This is a genomic window from Pseudomonas fluorescens (assembly GCF_018614775.1).
Classification (GTDB): Bacteria; Pseudomonadota; Gammaproteobacteria; order Pseudomonadales; family Pseudomonadaceae; genus Aquipseudomonas; species Aquipseudomonas fluorescens_BY.
In genome coordinates this window covers 21,472-42,336 of sequence record NZ_JAGGOF010000069.1, presented here as the reverse complement: position 1 = coordinate 42,336, position 20,865 = coordinate 21,472, and the positions used below count along the sequence as shown (strand labels likewise).

Below are 20,865 nucleotides of genomic sequence, written 5' to 3'. Positions count from 1 at the left end.
CCCACGCGGAGCGTGGGGACGATCATCACGCGGTCTTTTAGACCTGCCCCTGCGCGCCCTCGAACCACGCCAGTTTCTCGCGCAGCTGCACCACTTCCCCAACGATCACCAGCGTCGGCGCATGGACCTCATGCTCCGCCACCAGCCGTGGCAAGTCCGCCAAGGTGCCAGTGAACACCCGCTGGTTGGACGTCGTGCCCTGCTGAATCAGTGCCGCCGGTGTATCCGCGCCGCGGCCGTGCTTGATCAGCTCGTTGCAGATGATCGGCAAACCCACCAGGCCCATGTAGAACACCAGCGTCTGGGCCGGGGAGACCAGGTCTGCCCATGGCAAATCGCTGCTGCCGTCCTTGAGGTGGCCGGTGATGAAGCGCACCGACTGGGCATAGTCGCGATGGGTCAGCGGGATCCCGGCGTAGGCCGCGCAACCACTGGCTGCGGTAATACCCGGAACAACCTGGAACGGGATGCCATGAGCCGCCAGTTCCTCGATCTCTTCCCCACCGCGACCGAAGATGAACGGATCGCCGCCCTTCAACCGCACCACACGCTTGCCCTGTTTGGCCAGGTCCACCAGTTGCTGGTTGATCTGGTCCTGAGGCACGGCGTGTTCGGAGCGACGCTTGCCGACATAGACCCGTTCGGCATCACGCCGGCACAGCTCAAGGATCGCCGGCGCCACCAGACGGTCGTAGAGCACCACGTCCGCCTGTTGCATCAGGCGCAGGGCGCGGAAGGTCAGCAGGTCCGGATCACCCGGCCCGGCACCCACCAGATAAACTTCACCCGATGCATCAGGCGCCTGGCCGGCAATCTTTTCCCGCAGCAGACGCTCGGCCTCGGCGCCCTGCCCGGCCAATTGGCGATCGGCGATCGGCCCCTGGAATACGTCCTCCCAGAATGCCCGGCGTTGCTGGACATCCGGGAACAGGCCTTTGACCTGACTGCGAAAGCGCGCCGCCAATCCGGCGAGCTGCCCATAGGTCGATGGAATCCAGGTTTCCAGCTTGGCCCGGATCAGCCGCGCGAGCACCGGGGCATCGCCGCCACTGGACACCGCGATCACCAGCGGCGAGCGGTCGACAATCGCCGGGAAAATCACGCTGCACAGCGCTGGCGCATCCACCACGTTGACCGGCACGCAGCGCTTGTGGGCATCGGCCGAGACCTGGGCGTTGAGCGGTTCGTCATCGGTGGCCGCGATGATCAGGCTACAGCCGTCCAAGTCTGACTCAAGGTAACCGCGCAGGACGCATTCGCCACCGCTGCCACTGACCAGTTCGCGCAATTGCGAGTCGATTTCGGGTGCGACCACCCGCAACAACGCACCGGCGTCGGCGAGCAGGCGAGATTTGCGCAAGGCAATTTCCCCGCCGCCAACCACCAGCACGCGGCTGCCGCGCAGGTTGTGGAACAGTGGCAAATAGTCCATTCAGCCGATGACCTCGATGCCGCCCATGTACGGTTTCAACACCTCAGGCACACGGATCGAACCGTCGGCCTGCTGGTAGTTTTCCAGCACAGCCACCAAGGTACGACCCACCGCCAGGCCAGAGCCATTGAGGGTGTGGACCAGCTCCGGCTTGCCGGTTTCCGGGTTGCGGAAACGTGCCTGCATGCGGCGGGCCTGGAAATCGCCACAGTTGGAGCACGAAGAAATCTCGCGGTACTTGTCCTGGCTCGGGATCCAGACTTCCAGGTCGTAGGTTTTCACTGCGCTGAAGCCCATGTCGCCAGTGCACAGCGCCAGGGTGCGATACGGCAGTTCGAGCAGTTGCAGGACCTTCTCGGCGTTGGCGGTCAGGCTTTCCAGCGCGTCCATGGATTTGGACGGTTCAACGATCTGCACCATCTCGACCTTGTCGAACTGGTGCTGGCGGATCATGCCCCGGGTGTCACGGCCCGACGCCCCGGCTTCGCTGCGGAAGCACGGCGTGTGGGCGACGAACTTGATCGGCAGTTGCCTGGCGTCGAGGATCTCGCCAGCGACGATGTTGGTCAGCGACACTTCAGCAGTCGGGATCAGGTACAGGTCGGCCTCGCCGTCGCGGCTGATCTTGAACAGGTCTTCCTCGAACTTCGGCAACTGGCCGGTGCCTTGCAGCGCCGGTGCCTGGACCAGGTACGGCGTGTAGGCCTCTTCGTAGCCGTGTTCGGTAACGTGCAGGTTGATCATGAACTGCGCCAGGGCGCGGTGCAGGCGGGCAATCGGCCCACGCAGCAAGGCGAAACGCGCACCCGACAGCTTGGCGGCGGTTTCGAAATCCAGCCAGCCGAACTTCTCACCCAGGGCGACGTGGTCCTGTACCGGGAAATCGAAGGTTTTCGGCGTGCCCCAGCGGCGCACTTCGACGTTGCCGTCTTCGTCTTCGCCGACCGGTACCGATTCGTGAGGCAGGTTCGGGATGCCTAGCAGGATCGCGTCCAGCTCGGTCTGGATCGCCTCCAGGGCGACTTTGCCTTCGTTGAGTTCGCTGCCCATGTTCTCGACACTGGCCATCAACGGAGCAATGTCGTCACCGCGCTGTTTGGCCTGGCCGATGCTCTTGGAGATGGCATTACGGTCAGCCTGGAGCTTCTCAGTGGTCGTCTGGACGGTCTTGCGCTGTTCTTCCAGCGCTTCGATGCGCGCGACGTCCAGGGCAAAGCCCCGGGATGCCAGGCGGTCCGCTACGTCCTGGAGGTTGCTACGTAACAGTTTGGAATCGAGCATGTCGGTCTCTCGTTATCAAAGTTTGGTCAGGGACAGGCCGACCCAGGTGGCGAGCAGCCCGCCGAATACGCTGATGGCCGCGTAGCCCAGGGCCAGCGGCACCTGCCCGCTTTCCAGCAGGCGCACCGTATCCAGTGAAAAGGATGAAAAAGTCGTCAGGCCGCCGAGAAAGCCAACCATCAGCCCCGCGCGTACCTCGATGGGCACTTCGGGACGCATCAAAAACAGACCGTATAGAACGCCGATCAGCAGACAGCCCACGATATTAACGGCGAGCGTCGCGGTATAGAAGTACCGGGGCCAATTTGCATTGATCCAGTTGCCCGTGGCGAAACGCAACAACGTGCCGGTAACGCCGCCGGCGGACACTGCAAGGATCAAGGGGATCAAGGTTTTCTCCGCTGTCGTGGGCTCAGGCGATCGAGTTGCGCCAGATGGTTGAGCTTCTCGCCGATCTTCAGCTCCAGGCCTCGAGGCACGGGCTGATAGAACCGCTGGGGTTCGAGTTCGTCGGGAAAATAGTCTTCGCCGGCCGCATAGGCGTCCGGCTCATCGTGGGCATAGCGGTATTCCTCGCCATAACCCAGCTGTTTCATGAGTTTGGTCGGCGCGTTGCGCAGGTGCAGCGGCACCTCGAGGGAACCGTGCTCGGTGGCACTGCGCATGGCCGCCTTGAAGCCCATGTACACCGCGTTGCTTTTCGGCGCGCAGGCCAGGTAAGTGATGGCCTGGGCCACGGCGAGCTCGCCTTCCGGACTGCCGAGGCGCTCCTGCACGTCCCAGGCCGAGAGGCACAGGCTCAGGGCCCGCGGGTCGGCATTGCCGATGTCCTCGCTGGCCATGCGCACCACGCGCCGCGCCAGGTACAACGGGTCGCAACCGCCGTCGATCATCCGCGCAAACCAGTACAAGGCCGCGTCGGGATTGGAACCACGGATGGATTTGTGCAACGCCGAAATCTGGTCGTAGAACGCCTCGCCCCCCTTGTCGAAGCGTCGACGGGTATCGCCCAACAGGCTTTGCAGCAGCTCGACGTCGATCTCGCTGTTGTCCTCGGCCAGGTCGGAGGCGTTTTCCAGCAAGTTGAGCAACCGCCGGCCATCGCCATCGGCGGCCGAAAACAGTATCTGGAAGCCTTCATCGCTGAGGCTCAGCTGACGCTTGCCCAGGCCGCGCTCCTCGGTCAGCGCCCGGTGTACCAGCTTGCGCATCGCGGCCTCGTCGAGGCTCTTGAGCACATAGACGCGCGCGCGCGACAGCAAGGCGTTGTTGAGTTCGAAGGAGGGATTTTCGGTGGTTGCGCCAATGAAGATCAGCGTACCGTCCTCGACATACGGCAGGAACGCGTCCTGCTGGGACTTGTTGAAGCGATGCACTTCGTCGACGAACAGGATGGTGCGCTTGCCGTACTGGCCGGCCTGCTGCTTGGCGATTTCTACCGCCTGGCGGATTTCCTTGACCCCGGCCAGCACTGCGGACACCGTTTCGAAATGCGCGTCGGAGACTTCCGCCAACAGCCGCGCCAGGGTGGTCTTGCCCACGCCTGGCGGGCCCCAGAAGATCATCGAGTGCAAGGCACCCTGCTCCAGGGCTTCGCGCAGCGGCTTGCCGCGCGCGAGCACGTGTTCCTGGCCGACGTACTCATCCAGATTGGTCGCGCGCAGGCGGGCGGCCAATGGCTGGGCAATCGGGGCGCTTCGAAACAGGTCCATCACTGCTTGTGCAACCTCATTTGATCCTGCTGCCGGAGTTCCATGTGGGAGCAGGCTTGCTCGCGAATGCGGTATGTCAGTCAGCATCAATGTTGAATGTTAAATCGCATTCGCGAGCAAGCCCGCTCCCACAAGGGGACTGTGTTTATTCCTGGATCACATCCGCGCCCTTGGGGATGTCGAACTTGAACTTGGACGCGGCGATCGGTTCGTTGGCCTTCACACCCGTGAACAGGATATTGGTGCGCTGGCCGACGCTATCGATCAGTTGCATGTCATTGACCAGGCCGTTGCGGAACGACAGGCGCAGGCTGTCGAACAGGCTGTCCTTGGTCTTGGGCTTGAGGGTGAAGTCAATCACGCCACCCGCTTCCTTGGCGCTGATGTCGAAGCTCTGGCTGATCTTGGAAATGTCACCCGACAGCAGCAACGCCGGGGTCTGGGTCAGGCGCTGGTCAAGGGTCTTGATGGTGACCTGCTCCAGGTCCGGGTCCCACAGGGAGACTTTCTTGCCATCGGACACCATCAGTTGCTCGGCCGGTGCGTCGGTGTGCCAGTAGAACAGGCCCGGACGCTGCAACGCCATGTCGCCGGCGGTCTCCTGCAACTGGGTGCCGCTGCCGTCCAGGGTCAACTGGGAGAAGCGCGCCGTCAGGGTCCTGGATGTTTCCAACAGCTGGGTCAGGCGCGCCACGTCCTTTTCGTCAGCGTGGGCCGACAAGGTGGTCAGGGCCAGTACGGGCAACAGCAACATGCGAATCAGGCGCATGGGAGTCCTCATGAATGCGTAGGGGTGCGAGCGGCGTGATGCAGGCCGCTCAGGTCGTTAGTCGCGCATCGGCGTCGGCGCCAGTACTTCGCGCGAGCCGTTGGTGTTCATGGCCGTCACGACCCCGGCCATTTCCATGGCTTCGATCATGCGTGCGGCGCGGTTGTAGCCGATCTTCAGCTTGCGCTGCACGGCGGAAATCGAGGCCCGGCGGCTTTCCAGGACGAACTGTACCGCTTCGTCATAGAGCGCGTCGGTTTCAGCATCGTCGTCACCGCCACCGCTGCTGCCCTCGAAGCCACTGCCGGCTTCCTCGACGCCATTGAGGATGTCGTCGTTGTACTCAGGCGCGCCACGCAGCTTCCAGGCCTCTACCACGCGGTGCACTTCGTCGTCGGAAACGAACGCGCCGTGTACACGGATCGGCAGGCTGGTGCCCGGCGGCATGTAGAGCATGTCACCGTGACCCAGCAGTTGCTCGGCGCCACCCTGGTCGATGATGGTCCGCGAGTCGATCTTGCTCGACACCTGGAACGCCATGCGGGTCGGGATGTTGGCCTTGATCAGGCCGGTGATCACGTCCACCGACGGCCGCTGCGTCGCCAGAATCAGGTGGATACCGGCGGCACGGGCTTTCTGGGCGATCCGGGCGATCAGTTCTTCAACCTTCTTGCCGACGATCATCATCATGTCGGCGAATTCGTCCACCACCACCACGATGGTCGGCAGCTTGTGCAGCAGCGGCGCCTCATCGTGGATGTTCTCGCGGTGATACAGCGGGTCGCTCAACGGCGTGCCAGCCTCCTCGGCCTCTTTCACCTTGGCGTTGAAGCCCGACAGGTTACGCACGCCCATCTTGGCCATCAGCTTGTAGCGACGCTCCATCTCGGCCACGCTCCAGCGCAAGGCGTTGGCGGCGTCCTTCATGTCGGTGACCACCGGGCACAGCAAGTGCGGAATGCCTTCGTAGATCGAGAGCTCAAGCATTTTCGGGTCGATCATGATCAGCTTGGCGTCTTCCGGGCCGGACTTGAACAGGATCGACAGGATCATCGCGTTCACCCCCACCGATTTACCGGAACCGGTGGTACCGGCTACCAGCAGGTGAGGCATCTTCGCCAGGTCGGTGATGACCGGCTTGCCGCCGATGTCGTGGCCCAGGGCCAGGGTGACCGGCGACTTGTGGTTGTCGTATTCAGGCGTCGACAACACTTCGGAGAAGCGCACGATCTGCCGGTCTTCGTTGGGGATCTCGATACCCACGGTGGTCTTGCCGGGAATCACTTCCACCACCCGCACGCTGGTCACGGCCAGGGAGCGTGCCAGGTCCTTGGCAAGGTTGGCGATGCGGCTGACCTTCACGCCGGCGGCCGGCTGGATCTCATAGCGGGTAATGACCGGGCCCGGGTGAATCGAATCCACCGAGACCTCGACGCCGAATTCCTTGAGCTTGATTTCCAGCAAATGGCCGACGGCCGCCAGGGATTCGGGGGAATAATTGAGCTGCTTCTTTTCGGCCGGGTCGAGGATCGAGATCGGCGGCAAGGTGCCTTCCACCGCGCTGTCGACGAACAGCGGCGCCTGTTTCTCTTTCTGCACGCGCTTGCTCTGCTCCGGCGGCTTGGGCGGGGCCATGGTGATGACCGGCGGCACCTGCTTCTCGCGCTCGGACATGTGCTTGCTCAACGCCTGCTCGCGCTCGATCAGGCGTTCCTTGACCTTGGCCTGCTCACGTTTGTCCGGCACGGTCGGGGCGACCACCTCGTGGACGCGGTCATCGACTTCGCGCAGTTGCGCCACCAGTTGCTTGCGCTCGGTGCGCGCCGCCCACCAGCGGTTCATGGCGCCCTGGATCAGCTCGATCAGGTCGAGGGTGATCTTGCCGGTGACGTCCATGACCTTGAACCACGACAGGTCGGTAAACACCGTCAGGCCGAACAGGAACAGGGCGATGAACAGCAGGGTGCTGCCCTGGATGTTCAGGGCGTTTTTCGCCAGGTCGCCGAGGCTTTCCCCCAGCGCCCCGCCCGCCCCTGCCGGCAGGCCAGTGGGAGCATGGAAGTGGATATGGGCCAGCGCGGCCCCCGACAGCACCAGGAACACCAGGCCGATCAGGCGCCAGGAGAACAGCCAGCCGCTCCATTCCCAGGGCTCGTGGCGCTGGCGGAAGATCTGATAGGCCTTGATCGCCAGCAGCAGCGGGAAAATGTAGGCGAAATAACCCAGCACCATGAACAGGATGTCGGCGCTGTAGGAACCAGCCGGCCCGCCGAAGTTCTGCACGTCGTCGATCTTGCTGTTGTGGCTCCAGCCCGGATCGTCCTTGCCGTAGGTCAGCAAGGCCATCATCAGGAACAGGCACAAGGCACCGATAGCGATCAATGCACCTTCCTTGAGCCGGTAGTGCAATTGCTGGCGCCAGAGCGGGACGACTGTTTTAGGTGCTGCGGTGGATTTCTTCAAAACGCTTCTTTTCCTGCGCCAACGGCGCGTCCATCTGTTGAATGACTATAAAAACTGCTCACTACGAGCAGGTAAAAAAGTGAATGTGCACAACCGGTACTACTTTTACCACTGTGAGGTGCATCGGGAAAACCGCAGGTGTTGCCGAAAATTTTGATCTTTGGCCGATCCTGCGCTTAAAACTCAAGCATTGTACGGGCTTGTCGGCCCCACGGCATCGCACGCATGCTGCACGAATGCGTTTCCGAAACCGGCCTGCACACGCGCCAATTGGACCATGCATTGTCTTTCATGACAAAGGCTTATGAGGTGTTTTTATGAGCGAAGTGAAGCATTCACGCCTGATCATTCTCGGTTCCGGACCCGCTGGCTACAGCGCGGCGGTTTATGCCGCCCGGGCCAACCTCAAACCGGTTGTCATTACCGGCATGCAGGCCGGTGGCCAGCTCACCACCACGGTGGAAGTCGATAACTGGCCCGGCGACGTCGAAGGCCTGACCGGGCCGGTGCTGATGGAGCGCATGCAACGGCACGCCGAGCGTTTCGACACGCAGATCGTCTACGACCATATCCACACCGCCAAGTTGCAGCAGCGCCCGTTCGAATTGATCGGCGACAGCGGCACCTATACCTGTGACGCGCTGATCATTGCCACCGGCGCGTCGGCGCAGTACCTGGGCCTGCCCTCGGAAGAAAGCTTCGCCGGCAAAGGCGTGTCCGCCTGCGCAACCTGTGACGGGTTTTTCTACCGCAACCAGGTGGTGGCCGTGGTCGGCGGTGGCAATACGGCGGTCGAGGAAGCCCTGTACCTGTCGAACATCGCCCGGGAAGTCCATCTGATCCACCGTCGTGACAAGCTGCGTTCGGAGAAAATCCTCCAGGACAAACTCTTCGAAAAAGCCGCCAGCGGCAACATCAAGCTGCACTGGAACCAGAACCTGGACGAGGTACTGGGCGACGCCAGCGGCGTGACCGGCGCACGCCTGCGTCACAGCGAGACCGGCGAAACCAGCACCCTGTCCCTCGCCGGGGTGTTCATTGCCATCGGTTACAAGCCCAACACCGAACTGTTCCAGGGCCAATTGAACATGCGCGACGGTTACCTGCTGGTGCGCGGCGGCAGCGAGGGCAATGCCACGGCGACCGACATCGAAGGGGTGTTCGCCGCCGGCGACGTTGCCGACCATGTGTACCGCCAGGCCATTACGTCTGCCGGGGCCGGCTGCATGGCTGCACTCGATGCGGAAAAGTATCTCGATGACATCCCTGCCGTTTGACGGTTAACCTCTAAGTGGGCGCCCGTTTTCGGAGGGCCCGCTACCCTCCCCTTCTGCAAGCGGATAACGATGCTGACCTGGTTACAACGCAACGCCTTTGATTTCCCGCCACTGGAAAAAGCCATGCGCGACCCCAACGGGTTGCTCGCCGCCGGCGGCGATCTGTCCGCGGACCGGCTGGTCCAGGCCTATCGCCACGGCTGCTTCCCGTGGTTTTCCGAAGGACAACCGATCCTGTGGTGGTCACCCGACCCTCGCACGGTGTTGTTTCCCGACGAACTGCACGTGTCCCGCAGCCTGGGCAAGCTGCTGCGCAAGCAGCGCTATCAGGTGACGTTCGACAAGGATTTTGCCGCCGTCATCCAGGCCTGCGCCGCGCCGCGGGACTATGCCGAAGGCACCTGGATCACCGAGGCCATGCAAACCGCCTACCTGGAACTGCACCGGCGCGGCATCGCCCATTCCGTCGAAGTCCGGGACCAGGGCGTGCTGGTGGGTGGCCTGTACGGCCTGGCGATGGGCCAGCTGTTTTTTGGCGAATCGATGTTCAGCCGGGCCGACAACGCTTCGAAATTCGGCTTCGCCACGCTGGTCCAGCATCTCAAGGCCGCCGGCTTCGTCCTGATCGACTGCCAGATGCCCACTGAGCACCTGCACAGCCTGGGCGCCCGGTCGATTCCACGCACGGACTTTGCCGACTACCTCAAGGCGCATCTGGACCAACCCAACCTGGCCACCTGGGTTTGCTGAGCGACATCGGCGCTCCTGGCTTACACTTACCCCATAGCTTATTCCGAGGGTCGATCATGACCGAGTTGGCGCGTTTGAAGTTTTATGCCACTCAGCCTCACTCTTGCAGTTACCTGCCGGAGGAGCAGGCCACGACGCTGTTCCTCGATCCCAGCCAACCCATGGATGTGCATGTCTACGCGGACCTGTCGGAGATGGGCTTTCGCCGCAGCGGCGATCATCTCTATCGGCCCCATTGCCAGCATTGCAATGCCTGCGTGCCGGCGCGCATTCCCGTGGCGCAATTTGCGCCCAATCGCCAACAGAAGCGCATTTTCAAGCGCAACGCCGATCTTCACGTCCGGCCGGCCAAGCCGCAGTTCAGCGAGGAGTATTTCGACCTGTATCAACGCTACATCGAGCAGCGCCATGCCGATGGCGACATGTATCCGCCCAGCCGCGATCAGTTCTCGACCTTCCTGGTGCGTGACCTGCCCTTTTCCCGCTTCTATGAGTTCCGTCTCGACGGACGGCTGGTGGCGATTGCCGTCACCGACCTGCTGCCCAACGGACTTTCGGCGGTGTACACCTTCTATGAGCCGGCGGAGGAACGGCGCAGCCTGGGGCGCTTTGCCATTCTCTGGCAAATCCACGAAGCCCGGCGCCTGGGGCTCGAAGCGGTGTACCTGGGCTACTGGATAAAGAACTGCAAGAAAATGAATTACAAGACTCAATATCGCCCCATAGAACTGCTGATTAATCAGCGTTGGGTTGTCCTCAGTTAGAACCCCTTGGCTTAAACCCCCTTTTTCGGGCACAATGCACGCCGCTTTTGCCTGGCGCAGTTGCACCGGGCCATTCACTGGATACCGAGGGCTTTACTGCATGTCGAAAGAAGACAGCTTCGAAATGGAAGGCACTGTCGTCGACACCCTGCCCAACACCATGTTTCGTGTGGAGTTGGAAAATGGGCACGTCGTTACCGCGCATATCTCCGGCAAGATGCGCAAGAACTACATTCGTATTCTTACCGGCGACAAAGTGCGCGTCGAGCTGACACCCTATGACTTGAGCAAAGGGCGCATCACTTACCGCGCTCGCTAACAGGTTCATACAAAAACGCCCGGCTGATGCCGGGCGTTTTTGTTTGCCTGCGACGCGGATCGTTCCCACGCTTTGCGTGGAATGCAGCCGGGGACGCTCTGCGTCCCAAAGCCGAACGCGGAGCGTCCGTTGAGGCGTTCCCACGCGGAGCGTGGGAACGATCCGAAACACAGCAAAAAGGCGCCTTTCGGCGCCTTTTGCTTTACTGCAGTTAACGATCAGGCCATTTCAGCCGTGGTTTCGAAGTCGAAGGTCAGTTCGCCGTCCTTGATGTCGATGTGAACCACACCGCCATGCTCGGCCAGTTCGCCAAAGAGGATTTCCTCGGCCAGCGGACGCTTGATCTTGTCCTGGATCAGACGAGCCATCGGCCGCGCCCCCATCGTCACATCGTAACCCCCCTCGGCCAGCCAACTGCGCGCGGCGTCGGTGACTTCCAACAGCACGCGCTTGTCTTCCAGCTGCGCCTGCAGCTCGGTAAGGAACTTGTCCACCACGCTCTTGATCACCTCATGGCTGAGGCGACCAAACTGGATAATGGTGTCCAGGCGGTTGCGGAATTCAGGCGTAAAGCTCTTCTTGATCACTTCCATCGCATCGGACGAGTGGTCCTGATGGGTGAAGCCGATCGAAGCGCGCGCCGCCGTTTCGGCACCGGCGTTGGTGGTCATGATCACGATCACGTTGCGGAAGTCCGCCTTGCGCCCGTTGTTATCGGTCAGCGTGCCGTGGTCCATGACCTGGAGCAGCAGGTTGAAGACTTCCGGGTGCGCCTTTTCGATTTCATCGAGCAGCAATACGCAGTGCGGCTGCTTGGTGATGGCTTCGGTCAACAAGCCGCCCTGGTCGAAACCGACATAGCCCGGAGGCGCACCGATCAGACGCGATACGGTGTGGCGCTCCATGTATTCGGACATGTCGAAGCGAACCAGCTCGATCCCCATCGCCTTGGCCAGCTGCCGCGCGGCCTCGGTCTTGCCCACCCCGGTGGGACCTGCGAACAGGAACGAACCCACCGGCTTGTCCGGCGATTTCAGGCCCGCGCGGGACAGCTTGATGGCGGTCGACAGCGAGTCGATGGCCGCGTCCTGGCCAAACACTGTCAGCTTCAGGTCACGCTCCAGGTTACGCAGCAGTTCCTTGTCGGAGCTGGTGACGTGCTTGGGCGGAATACGCGCGATTTTCGCCACGATGTCCTCGACCTGAGGCACTTCGATGCGCTTGACGCGCTTCTCCAACGGTTGCAGGCGCTGGTAGGCACCCGCTTCGTCGATGACGTCGATGGCCTTGTCCGGCATGTGCCGGTCGTTGATGTAGCGCGAGGCCAGTTCAGCCGCGGCCCGCAAGGCTTCATCACTGTATTCGATGTTGTGGTGCAGCTCGAAACGCCCTTTCAGGCCGCGCAGGATGCCGATGGTGTCTTCCACCGACGGCTCCGACACATCGACCTTCTGGAAACGCCGGGCCAGGGCACGGTCTTTCTCGAAGATCCCGCGAAACTCCTGGAACGTGGTCGAACCAATGCAGCGGATGTCACCGGACGACAGCAATGGCTTGAGCAGGTTGGACGCATCCATGACCCCGCCCGACGCAGCACCGGCACCGATGATGGTGTGGATCTCATCGATGAACAGGATCGCCTGGGGACGTTTTTTCAACTCACCGAGCAACGCCTTGAAGCGCTTCTCGAAATCGCCGCGATACTTGGTACCGGCCAGCAAGGCGCCCAGGTCAAGGGAGTAAACCACGCTGTTGGCCAGCAGGTCGGGCACCTGGTTGTCGACGATGCGCTTGGCCAGGCCTTCGGCAATCGCGGTCTTGCCCACGCCTGCCTCGCCCACCAGCAGCGGGTTGTTCTTGCGCCGCCGGGCCAGGATCTGCGCTACGCGCTCCACTTCGGCCTCACGCCCGACGAGCGGGTCGATCCGCCCCTGGCGCGCCAGTTCGTTCAGGTTGCTGGCATAGGCATCCAGCGGATTGCCCGAAGAAGAAGACTCACCGCCCTCGTCGTCCTGCATATCCTGCTCACCCTCGGAATGATCGCCATGCCCCGGCACCTTGGAGATGCCATGGGCGATGTAGTTGACGACATCGATACGCGCAACGCTCTGTTGCTTGAGCAGGAAGACTGCCTGGCTTTCCTGCTCGCTGAAGATGGCAACCAGCACGTTGGCGCCGGTGACTTCACGCTTGCCCGAGCTCTGGACATGAAAGACAGCACGCTGCAGTACACGCTGGAAGCCCAGGGTTGGCTGGGTTTCACGATCCTCGTCATGAACGGGAATCAGTGGCGTAGTGGAGTCGATGAACTCTTGCAGGTCATGCTTGAGTTTATCGAGATTCGCGCCGCAGGCACGCAATACGGTGGCGGCAGCCTCGTTATCCAATAGGGCCAGCAGCAGGTGTTCGACCGTCATGAATTCATGACGCTTCGAACGAGCCTCCTTGAAGGCAAGATTGAGGGTGACTTCGAGCTCGCGGTTTAACATGGCTTCACCTCATACCCAAGTGGTCGGCGTTAACCGTCCTTCTCGATTTCACAGAGTAGCGGATGCTGGCTTTCCCGGGCGTACTGGTTGACCTGCATGGCCTTTGTCTCGGCGATGTCGCGGGTAAACACTCCGCATACTGCCCGTCCCTCTGTATGAACGGCCAGCATGACCTTGGTCGCCAGCTCGCGATTCAGGTTAAAAAACACCTCGAGCACTTCGACGACGAAATCCATCGGTGTGTAGTCATCATTGAACAAAACCACCTTGTACATCGGTGGCGCCTGTAATGCAGGCTTTGCCTCCTGAATAGCAATGCCTGCGGAATCGTCGTCGTGTAGATCCGGGCGATCCTGATTGAATGTTAGTCGAATCTGGCTGGCTGCATGCATGGAAAGAAAAGTTCGTTTAGTTGGCGAATACAGTGATGGGGGCGCTTATGGGGATTTCAACCACGATCACCCGGCCACCTTGACTATCGGGAAAACGGTGTTACAACCAATAGAGCCCATCGTGGGTTAAAAAGGTCCGTGGAATCTATCCTGTCTTTAAGATTAGCCTGCGGATGGACTGGATGATACTCCAGTGATGGAGTGCGTTGCAGAGGGATATGGTTTATGTCGGTCGTCAAGATGAGTGGCAAGGTGAAATGGTTCAACAACGCCAAGGGCTACGGTTTCATTATCGCAGCCGGTCGGGATGATGAAGACCTTTTCGCCCATTACTCGGCAATCAACATGGAAGGCTACAAGACCCTGAAGGCAGGACAGCCTGTGACGTTTGAAGTCATCCAGGGACCCAAGGGCCTGCATGCGGTGAACATCAAGGTGGTCAACGTCGAAGACACGCCCACCGCTGTCAACGCCAGGGCCGTCGAGACCCAATAGCCGACAGCGCCGCGGACAAACGCAGATGCCCGGCTCGATCACTCAAGCCGGGCATCTGCGCTGAGCGCCGATCCGCTTACATGTGCGAGATCAGGGCATCGCCGAAGCCCGAGGACGACACCAGCTTGGCACCTTCCATCAGGCGTTCGAAGTCATAGGTCACGGTCTTGGCCGAAATCGCGCCGTTGGTGCCCTTGATGATCAGGTCGGCCGCCTCGGTCCACCCCATGTGACGCAGCATCATTTCAGCCGACAGGATCAGCGAGCCCGGGTTGACCTGGTCCTTGCCCGCATATTTGGGCGCGGTACCGTGGGTGGCTTCGAACATCGCCACGGTGTCGGACAGGTTGGCGCCCGGCGCGATACCGATGCCACCCACCTCCGCCGCCAGGGCATCGGAGAGGTAGTCACCGTTGAGGTTCAGTGTCGCGATCACGTCATATTCGGCCGGGCGCAGCAGGATCTGCTGCAGCATCGCATCGGCGATGGCGTCCTTGACGACCACGTTCTTGCCGGTCCTGGGGTTCTTGAATTGCATCCACGGCCCGCCATCGAGCAGCGTGGCACCGAACTCCTCGGCCGCCACTTCGTAGGCCCACTCCTTGAAGGCACCCTCGGTGAACTTCATGATGTTGCCTTTGTGCACAATGGTCAGCGAGTCGCGGTCATTATCGACGACGTACTGCAAGGCCTTGCGCGCCAGGCGCTGAGTGCCCTGCTTGGACACCGGCTTGACGCCAATGCCGCAGTTCTCGTCGAAACGGATCTTGGTCACGCCCATTTCTTCTTTCAGGAACTTGATGACCTTGGTGGCTTCGGCCGAACCGGCCTTCCACTCGATACCCGCGTAGATGTCTTCGGAGTTCTCACGGAAGATCGTCATGTCCACGTCGCCAGGCTTCTTGACCGGGCTTGGCACACCTTCGAACCAGCGCACCGGGCGCAGGCACACATAGAGGTCGAGCTGCTGACGCAGGGCCACGTTCAGCGAACGGATACCGCCGCCGACCGGGGTGGTCAGCGGGCCCTTGATGGAAACCACGTAATCCTTGACTGCATCCAGGGTTTCCTGGGGCAACCAGGTGTCCTGGTCGTAGACCTGGGTGGCTTTCTCACCGGCATAGACTTCCATCCAGGAAATCTTGCGCTTGCCGCCATAGGCCTTTTGCACCGCAGCGTCCACAACCTTGATCATGACCGGACTGATATCGACGCCAATGCCGTCGCCTTCGATGAAGGGGATGATCGGGTTGTCGGGAACATTAAGAGAATGGTCTGCATTGACGGTGATTTTGTCACCGACGGCTGGAACCTGAATCTTTTGATACCCCATGCTGAACTCCATTGCTTGGATTGGACATCTGGCTGCGTTCGAGCGTAACCCAGTTGTATCGGCACGCAAACCCTACGTTCGACTCATCCGGCGCAAAGCGCTGCAGTTGGCAGCGTACAAGTCTGAAAACCAAGGGAAAAGCGCCAAACATGAGGATAGTCCAGCCGCCCGCCCCTGCGACGTTTAGACCAATGGACGTGTACGGAGGTCTATGAACCATCGGCAGATTGCCAGCTACCTATGTATAATGCCGCCGCTGACCACAGGGTCACGCCGGCCGGATGCTTTCGCTTTTGAAAAAAAAGCCAGGATTTTCCGCCAGTTATGAAGCCGGACCGTTACCGCGGCTCCACCGCTTGACGCTCGACTGATGCACCCAACATCACCGCGAAGAAACCTCGACATTCGGCTCACGGATGACTTTGAACGAACGCGCTTACCCGGCGCCCCTCGAGTTTCTGCGCATGCTTTAGCAAAGAAGAGAGTTAATCCGAATATGCCCACCCGCTCGAAGATCATCTACACCTTCACCGACGAAGCTCCCGCCCTCGCCACCTATTCACTGCTGCCGATCGTCGAAGCCTTTACCGCGTCGGCCGATATCGCCGTGGAAACCCGCGATATCTCTCTCGCAGGGCGCATCCTGGCCAGCTTCCCCGAGCAACTGGGCGACAAAGCCGTAGCCGACCACCTCGCCGAACTGGGCGACCTGGCCGTTACGCCTGAAGCCAACATCATCAAGCTGCCGAACATCAGCGCTTCGGTGCCGCAACTGCAGGCCGCGATCAAGGAATTGCAGGCCCAGGGCTACGCATTGCCGGACTACCCGGAAACCGTGACCAGCGACGCCGACAAAGACGTCAAGGCCCGGTACGACAAGGTCAAGGGCAGCGCCGTGAACCCGGTCCTGCGCGAAGGCAACTCCGACCGTCGCGCACCGCTGTCGGTCAAGAACTACGCCCGCAAGCACCCGCACAAAATGGGCGCCTGGGCTGCGGACTCCAAGTCCCACGTGGCCCACATGAGCACCGGCGATTTCTACGGCAGTGAAAAAGCCGCCCTGATCGACGCCGCCGGCAGCGTGAAAATCGAGCTGATCGCCCAGGACGGCACTGCCACTGTCCTGAAGGAAAAAACCACCGTAGAAGCCGGTGAGATCCTCGATTGCTCGGTCATGAGCAAAAAAGCCCTGCGCGACTTCATCGCCGCCCAGATCGAAGACGCCAAGCAACAAGGCGTGCTGCTGTCGGTTCACCTCAAGGCCACCATGATGAAGGTCTCCGACCCGATCATGTTCGGCCAGATCGTGGCCGAGTTCTACAAGGACGCCCTGGCCAAGCACGCCCAGGTGCTGGAGCAGATCGGCTTCAACCTGAACAACGGCATCGGCGACCTGTACGCCCGCATCAAGGCCCTGCCGGCCGAGCAGCAGGCGCAGATCGAAGCCGACATCCAGGCGGTCTATGCAGTGCGTCCATCGCTGGCGATGGTCAACTCCGACAAAGGCATCACCAACCTGCACGTGCCGAGCGACGTCATCGTCGACGCCTCGATGCCGGCGATGATCCGTGACTCCGGCAAGATGTGGGGCACCGACGGCCAGCTGCACGACACCAAGGCGGTGATCCCGGACCGCTGCTACGCCACCATCTACCAGGCAGTGATCGAAGACTGCAAGCAACACGGCGCCTTCGACCCGACCACCATGGGCAGCGTGCCGAACGTTGGCCTGATGGCCAAGAAAGCCGAGGAATACGGCTCCCACGACAAGACCTTCCAGATCAAGGCCGACGGCGTGGTGCGTGTCTCCGACAGCAACGGTCGCACCCTGCTGGAGCAGAACGTCGAGGCCGGCGACATCTTCCGCATGTGCCAGACCAAAGACGCGCCGATCCAGGACTGGGTCAAGCTGGCCGTCAACCGTGCCCGCGCCAGCAGCACGCCGGCGATCTTCTGGCTGGACCCGATGCGCGCCCATGACGGCGTGGTTATCGAGAAAGTCCAGGCGTACCTGAAGGACCACGACACCACCGGCCTGGACCTGCGCATCATGTCGCCCGTCGACGCGATGAAGTTCACCCTGGCCCGCACCCGCGAAGGCAAGGACACCATTTCGGTGACCGGCAACGTCCTGCGCGACTACCTGACCGACCTGTTCCCGATCATGGAACTGGGCACCAGCGCCAAGATGCTGTCGATCGTGCCGCTGATGAACGGTGGTGGCCTGTTCGAAACCGGCGCCGGCGGTTCCGCACCCAAGCACGTTCAGCAGCTGTTGGAAGAAAACTTCCTGCGTTGGGATTCCCTGGGCGAGTTCCTGGCCCTGGCCGCGTCCCTGGAGCACTTGGGCGTGACCTACAACAACCCGAAAGCGCTGGTGCTGGCCAAGACCCTCGACCAGGCGACTGGCGAGTTCCTGGACCGCAACAAGTCGCCTTCGCGCAAGGTCGGCGGCATCGACAACCGTGGCAGCCACTTCTACCTGACCCTGTTCTGGGCCCAGGCACTGGCCGCACAGAATGACGATGCAGCCCTCAAGGCGCAGTTCACCACCCTGGCCAAGACGCTGACCGACAACGAAGAAAAAATCGTTGCCGAACTCAACGCCGTACAGGGCAAGCCCGTGGACATCGGCGGCTACTACTTCGCCAACCCGGAGCTGACCAGCAAGGCCATGCGCCCGAGCGCAACCTTCAACGCAGCGATTGCCGCGCTGGTCTAAGGTTGTAAGCGAGTACACGAACCCCGGCCTTGTGCCGGGGTTTGTGTTTCCAGCCCCACCCTATTCCCCGGACAACCTATTACCCTGTGGGAGCGAGCCTGCTCGCGATGACGGTTTATCATCCAGCGCCTGCATTAACTGACCCACTGCTATCGCGAGCAAGCTCGCTCCCACAGGGGCTTGGTGCAGGCCGCAGCGACTGCATTCACCGCAAACTCCTGTGGGAGCGAGCCTGCTCGCGATAGCGGTTTATCATCCAGCACCTGTATTGGCTGACCCACCGCCATCGCGAGCAGGCTCGCTCCCACAGGGTTTGTATTTCACTATTCACTTTTCGAGGACGCCACATGGACTGGAAACCCCACATCACCGTCGCCACCATCGTCGAGGACAACGGCCGCTTCCTGATGGTGGAAGAATCCAAGGGCGGGCGCGCGGTGCTCAACCAGCCCGCCGGACACCTGGAGCCGGACGAAACGCTGATCGAAGCCGCCGTGCGCGAGACCCTGGAAGAAACCGGCTGGGACGTCGAACCCACCAGCGTGGTGGGCATCTACCTGTATACCGCCCCGAGCAACGGCGTGACCTACCAGCGGGTCTGTTTCGCCGCCACGGCACTCAAGCACCACCCCGACTATCAACTGGACGACGGCATCCTGGGCGCCAAGTGGCTGAGCCGCGACGAACTGCTCGACCAGCGCGAGCACTGGCGCAGCGAGCTGATCATCCGGTGCATCGACGATTATCTGGCCGGCCATCGCCACAACCTGACGTTGATCCGTCCTTCTCTTTAGCCTTGCGCCTCCGGGCCTGATAGAATCGCGTCCTTTTTCAAGACACCCATTGAACTGCTATGCGTGATCCAGCCCCTTCTGACATACAAAAGAAGCGCGTCATTGTCGGCATGTCCGGCGGCGTGGACTCTTCCGTTTCCGCACTTCTGCTGATCGAGCAGGGTTATGAGGTGGAAGGCCTGTTCATGAAGAACTGGGAAGAAGACGACGGAACCGAATACTGCACCGCCATGGACGACCTGGCGGACGCCCAGGCCGTGTGCGACAAGATCGGCATCAAGCTGCACACCGCCAACTTCGCCGCCGAGTACTGGGACAACGTGTTCGAGCACTTCCTGGCCGAGTACAAGGCCGGCCGCACGCCGAACCCGGACATCCTCTGCAACCGCGAAATCAAGTTCAAGGCCTTCCTCGACTACGCGATGATGCTCGGTGCCGACCTGATCGCCACCGGTCACTACGTACGCCGCCGCGACATCGACGGCCGCACCGAACTGCTCAAGGGCCTGGACCCGAACAAGGACCAGAGCTACTTCCTGCATGCAGTCGGCGGCGAGCAGATCGCCAAGACCCTGTTCCCGGTGGGCGAACTGGAAAAGCCCGAAGTGCGGGCGATCGCCGAAAAACACGACCTGGCCACCGCGAAGAAGAAAGACTCCACCGGCATCTGCTTCATCGGCGAACGCCGGTTCAGCGACTTCCTCAAGCAATACCTGCCGGCCCAGCCAGGCGAGATCAAGACGACCGAAGGTGAAGTCATCGGCCGTCACCATGGCCTGATGTACCACACCATCGGCCAACGCCAGGGCCTGGGCATTGGCGGGTTGAAAGACGCCGGTGACGAGCCCTGGTACGTGCTGGTCAAGGACCTGGAACACAACGAGCTGATCGTTGGCCAGGGCAACGACCACCCTTGGCTGTTCTCCCGCGCCCTGCTCGCCTCCGACATCTATTGGGTCAACCCGATCGACCTCGGCGAACCACGCCGCCTGACGGCCAAGGTCCGCTACCGGCAGGGCGACCAGCCTTGCACCCTGGAGAAAACCGTCACGGGCTACCGCGCCACGTTCGATGATCCGCAACGGGCGGTCACACCCGGCCAGTCCGTGGTGTTCTACGACGGCGAAATTTGCCTGGGCGGTGGTGTGATCGAAGTGGCAGAAGCCTGGAGCAGCAAGGCATGACGCCGATCCAGGAACAACTGACGGCATTGGGCGGCGTGTTTCTCGCCGCCGTGCTGGTGGACCGGATCGCCAAGACCGGCCAGGCCACGGAAGCAGGCATTAGCTGCATGCTCGGCAGCCTGCTCGTTCGCGACCCCAAGGACACCCTGGAAGTCTACGGCGGCGACGACCTGAACCTGCGCGAAGGCTACCGTGCACTGGTCGGCGCCCTGGAACGCGACCCTAGCGCCCTGCAACGCGAACCGCTGCGTTACGCCCTGTCGATGCTGGGGCTTGAGCGCCAACTGGCCAAGCGCGACGACATGCTGGACACCATCGGCAAGCGCCTGCCGCAGATCCAATCCCAGGTCGAGCACTTCGGCCCGTCCCACGAGAACGTCATCGCCGCCTGTGGCGCCTTGTACCAGGACACCCTGAGCACTCTGCGCCAGCGCATCCAGGTGCACGGCGACATGCGCAACCTGCAGCAACCGAGCAACGCTTCGAAGATCCGCGCCCTGTTGCTGGCCGGGATCCGCTCGGCACGGCTGTGGCGGCAACTGGGCGGCCATCGCTGGCAGTTGGTGATCAGCCGGCGCAAATTGCTGAAAGAACTTTACCCCTTGATGCGCAACGAATAAGTCGCTTCAGGCAGGATTTTTACCTCGTCACGCGTAATACGCCGGTCAGTTGGCGACGGACCGGCGATT

The 20,865-nt window shown here is 61.5% G+C and carries 18 protein-coding genes; 9 read left to right on the top strand and 9 right to left on the bottom strand.

All coding sequences use genetic code 11. The features are described from left to right. Positions 1 to 37 precede the first annotated feature (37 nt). From cysG to ftsK, 6 genes are all read right to left on the bottom strand, one after another. Positions 38 to 1,432 (bottom strand): siroheme synthase CysG, encoded by a 1,395-nt coding sequence (gene cysG, locus J7E36_RS18095; RefSeq protein ID WP_215005687.1) that lies wholly within the window; start codon positions 1,430 to 1,432, stop codon positions 38 to 40. Further along, a complete protein-coding gene (serS, locus tag J7E36_RS18090; protein WP_215005684.1) occupies positions 1,433 to 2,713 on the bottom strand; it encodes a serine--tRNA ligase in 1,281 nt (426 codons plus the stop codon). It lies immediately after the preceding gene. A gap of 15 nt (positions 2,714 to 2,728) precedes the next feature. Beyond that, positions 2,729 to 3,103 (bottom strand): fluoride efflux transporter CrcB, encoded by a 375-nt coding sequence (gene crcB / locus J7E36_RS18085; RefSeq protein ID WP_215005681.1) that lies wholly within the window; start codon positions 3,101 to 3,103, stop codon positions 2,729 to 2,731. After that, entirely contained in the window at positions 3,100 to 4,425 is a 1,326-nt protein-coding gene (locus J7E36_RS18080; protein ID WP_215005678.1) for a replication-associated recombination protein A, read from the bottom strand. The genes crcB and J7E36_RS18080 overlap by 4 nt, the downstream gene beginning before the upstream one ends. 145 nt (positions 4,426 to 4,570) lie before the next feature. Next, a complete protein-coding gene (gene lolA, locus J7E36_RS18075; RefSeq protein ID WP_215005675.1) occupies positions 4,571 to 5,194 on the bottom strand; it encodes an outer membrane lipoprotein chaperone LolA in 624 nt (207 codons plus the stop codon). 57 nt (positions 5,195 to 5,251) lie between these two features. After that, entirely contained in the window at positions 5,252 to 7,657 is a 2,406-nt protein-coding gene (ftsK, locus tag J7E36_RS18070; RefSeq protein ID WP_215005672.1) for a DNA translocase FtsK, read from the bottom strand. A 317-nt stretch (positions 7,658 to 7,974) separates the two neighbouring features. Here ftsK and trxB point away from each other — a divergent pair, with 317 nt between their 5' ends. The 4 genes from trxB to infA all read left to right on the top strand — a co-directional run bounded on the left by trxB (position 7,975) and on the right by infA (position 10,767). Then, on the top strand, positions 7,975 to 8,934 hold the full coding sequence (gene trxB / locus J7E36_RS18065; protein ID WP_215005669.1) for a thioredoxin-disulfide reductase: 960 nt from the start codon (positions 7,975 to 7,977) through the stop codon (positions 8,932 to 8,934). Between the two features lie 69 nt (positions 8,935 to 9,003). Then, positions 9,004 to 9,684, top strand: a complete 681-nt coding sequence (gene aat / locus J7E36_RS18060) for a leucyl/phenylalanyl-tRNA--protein transferase (protein ID WP_215005666.1) — start codon at positions 9,004 to 9,006, stop codon at positions 9,682 to 9,684. Positions 9,685 to 9,740: 56 nt separating this feature from the next. After that, positions 9,741 to 10,448, top strand: a complete 708-nt coding sequence (locus tag J7E36_RS18055) for an arginyltransferase (RefSeq protein ID WP_215005663.1) — start codon at positions 9,741 to 9,743, stop codon at positions 10,446 to 10,448. A gap of 100 nt (positions 10,449 to 10,548) precedes the next feature. Beyond that, the gene (gene infA / locus J7E36_RS18050) at positions 10,549 to 10,767 is read left to right on the top strand and encodes a translation initiation factor IF-1 (RefSeq protein ID WP_002553999.1); all 219 of its coding nucleotides are present in this window, start codon (positions 10,549 to 10,551) and stop codon (positions 10,765 to 10,767) included. 218 nt (positions 10,768 to 10,985) lie between these two features. On the opposite strand, the gene clpA is transcribed toward infA, so the two are convergent. Both clpA and clpS read right to left on the bottom strand, forming a co-directional pair. After that, positions 10,986 to 13,256 carry an ATP-dependent Clp protease ATP-binding subunit ClpA gene (gene clpA / locus J7E36_RS18045; RefSeq protein ID WP_053123178.1) on the bottom strand — a complete coding sequence of 757 codons (2,271 nt, stop codon included), beginning with the start codon at positions 13,254 to 13,256 and terminating at the stop codon, positions 10,986 to 10,988. 29 nt (positions 13,257 to 13,285) lie between these two features. Beyond that, entirely contained in the window at positions 13,286 to 13,648 is a 363-nt protein-coding gene (gene clpS, locus J7E36_RS18040; RefSeq protein WP_215005660.1) for an ATP-dependent Clp protease adapter ClpS, read from the bottom strand. A gap of 225 nt (positions 13,649 to 13,873) precedes the next feature. On the opposite strand from clpS, the gene J7E36_RS18035 reads away from it, so the two are divergent. Beyond that, the gene (locus tag J7E36_RS18035; RefSeq protein WP_269216541.1) at positions 13,874 to 14,143 is read left to right on the top strand and encodes a cold shock domain-containing protein; all 270 of its coding nucleotides are present in this window, start codon (positions 13,874 to 13,876) and stop codon (positions 14,141 to 14,143) included. A 76-nt stretch (positions 14,144 to 14,219) separates the two neighbouring features. Here the strand turns inward: J7E36_RS18035 and icd are convergent, their stop codons facing one another. Further along, positions 14,220 to 15,476, bottom strand: coding sequence for an NADP-dependent isocitrate dehydrogenase (gene icd, locus J7E36_RS18030; protein WP_215005657.1), 1,257 nt, complete (start codon positions 15,474 to 15,476; stop codon positions 14,220 to 14,222). Between the two features lie 496 nt (positions 15,477 to 15,972). Between icd and J7E36_RS18025 the strand changes: the two genes are divergently transcribed. The 4 genes from J7E36_RS18025 (at position 15,973) to hflD (ending at position 20,796) form a co-directional block, all read left to right on the top strand. Beyond that, positions 15,973 to 18,198, top strand: a complete 2,226-nt coding sequence (locus J7E36_RS18025) for an NADP-dependent isocitrate dehydrogenase (RefSeq protein ID WP_215005654.1) — start codon at positions 15,973 to 15,975, stop codon at positions 18,196 to 18,198. A 347-nt stretch (positions 18,199 to 18,545) separates the two neighbouring features. Beyond that, positions 18,546 to 18,992 carry an NUDIX hydrolase gene (locus tag J7E36_RS18020; protein ID WP_215005651.1) on the top strand — a complete coding sequence of 149 codons (447 nt, stop codon included), beginning with the start codon at positions 18,546 to 18,548 and terminating at the stop codon, positions 18,990 to 18,992. Between the two features lie 59 nt (positions 18,993 to 19,051). Then, positions 19,052 to 20,176, top strand: a complete 1,125-nt coding sequence (mnmA, locus tag J7E36_RS18015) for a tRNA 2-thiouridine(34) synthase MnmA (RefSeq protein ID WP_215005648.1) — start codon at positions 19,052 to 19,054, stop codon at positions 20,174 to 20,176. Beyond that, positions 20,173 to 20,796, top strand: a complete 624-nt coding sequence (gene hflD, locus J7E36_RS18010) for a high frequency lysogenization protein HflD (protein WP_215005645.1) — start codon at positions 20,173 to 20,175, stop codon at positions 20,794 to 20,796. The genes mnmA and hflD overlap by 4 nt, the downstream gene beginning before the upstream one ends. Positions 20,797 to 20,865 lie beyond the last annotated feature (69 nt).

Excerpts from the sequence above, each read along its gene's own strand:
- aat (WP_215005666.1), top strand. The coding sequence starts at position 9,004 with ATGCTGACCTGGTTACAACGCAACGCCTTTGATTTCCCGCCACTGGAA.
- J7E36_RS18025 (WP_215005654.1), top strand. The coding sequence starts at position 15,973 with ATGCCCACCCGCTCGAAGATCATCTACACCTTCACCGACGAAGCTCCC.
- clpA (WP_053123178.1), bottom strand. The coding sequence starts at position 13,256 with ATGTTAAACCGCGAGCTCGAAGTCACCCTCAATCTTGCCTTCAAGGAG.
- lolA (WP_215005675.1), bottom strand. The coding sequence starts at position 5,194 with ATGCGCCTGATTCGCATGTTGCTGTTGCCCGTACTGGCCCTGACCACC.
- cysG (WP_215005687.1), bottom strand. The coding sequence starts at position 1,432 with ATGGACTATTTGCCACTGTTCCACAACCTGCGCGGCAGCCGCGTGCTG.
- J7E36_RS18080 (WP_215005678.1), bottom strand. The coding sequence starts at position 4,425 with ATGGACCTGTTTCGAAGCGCCCCGATTGCCCAGCCATTGGCCGCCCGC.
- mnmA (WP_215005648.1), top strand. The coding sequence starts at position 19,052 with ATGCGTGATCCAGCCCCTTCTGACATACAAAAGAAGCGCGTCATTGTC.
- icd (WP_215005657.1), bottom strand. The coding sequence starts at position 15,476 with ATGGGGTATCAAAAGATTCAGGTTCCAGCCGTCGGTGACAAAATCACC.
- hflD (WP_215005645.1), top strand. The coding sequence starts at position 20,173 with ATGACGCCGATCCAGGAACAACTGACGGCATTGGGCGGCGTGTTTCTC.
- trxB (WP_215005669.1), top strand. The coding sequence starts at position 7,975 with ATGAGCGAAGTGAAGCATTCACGCCTGATCATTCTCGGTTCCGGACCC.
- clpS (WP_215005660.1), bottom strand. The coding sequence starts at position 13,648 with ATGCATGCAGCCAGCCAGATTCGACTAACATTCAATCAGGATCGCCCG.
- infA (WP_002553999.1), top strand. The coding sequence starts at position 10,549 with ATGTCGAAAGAAGACAGCTTCGAAATGGAAGGCACTGTCGTCGACACC.
- J7E36_RS18035 (WP_269216541.1), top strand. The coding sequence starts at position 13,874 with ATGTCGGTCGTCAAGATGAGTGGCAAGGTGAAATGGTTCAACAACGCC.
- J7E36_RS18055 (WP_215005663.1), top strand. The coding sequence starts at position 9,741 with ATGACCGAGTTGGCGCGTTTGAAGTTTTATGCCACTCAGCCTCACTCT.
- serS (WP_215005684.1), bottom strand. The coding sequence starts at position 2,713 with ATGCTCGATTCCAAACTGTTACGTAGCAACCTCCAGGACGTAGCGGAC.
- J7E36_RS18020 (WP_215005651.1), top strand. The coding sequence starts at position 18,546 with ATGGACTGGAAACCCCACATCACCGTCGCCACCATCGTCGAGGACAAC.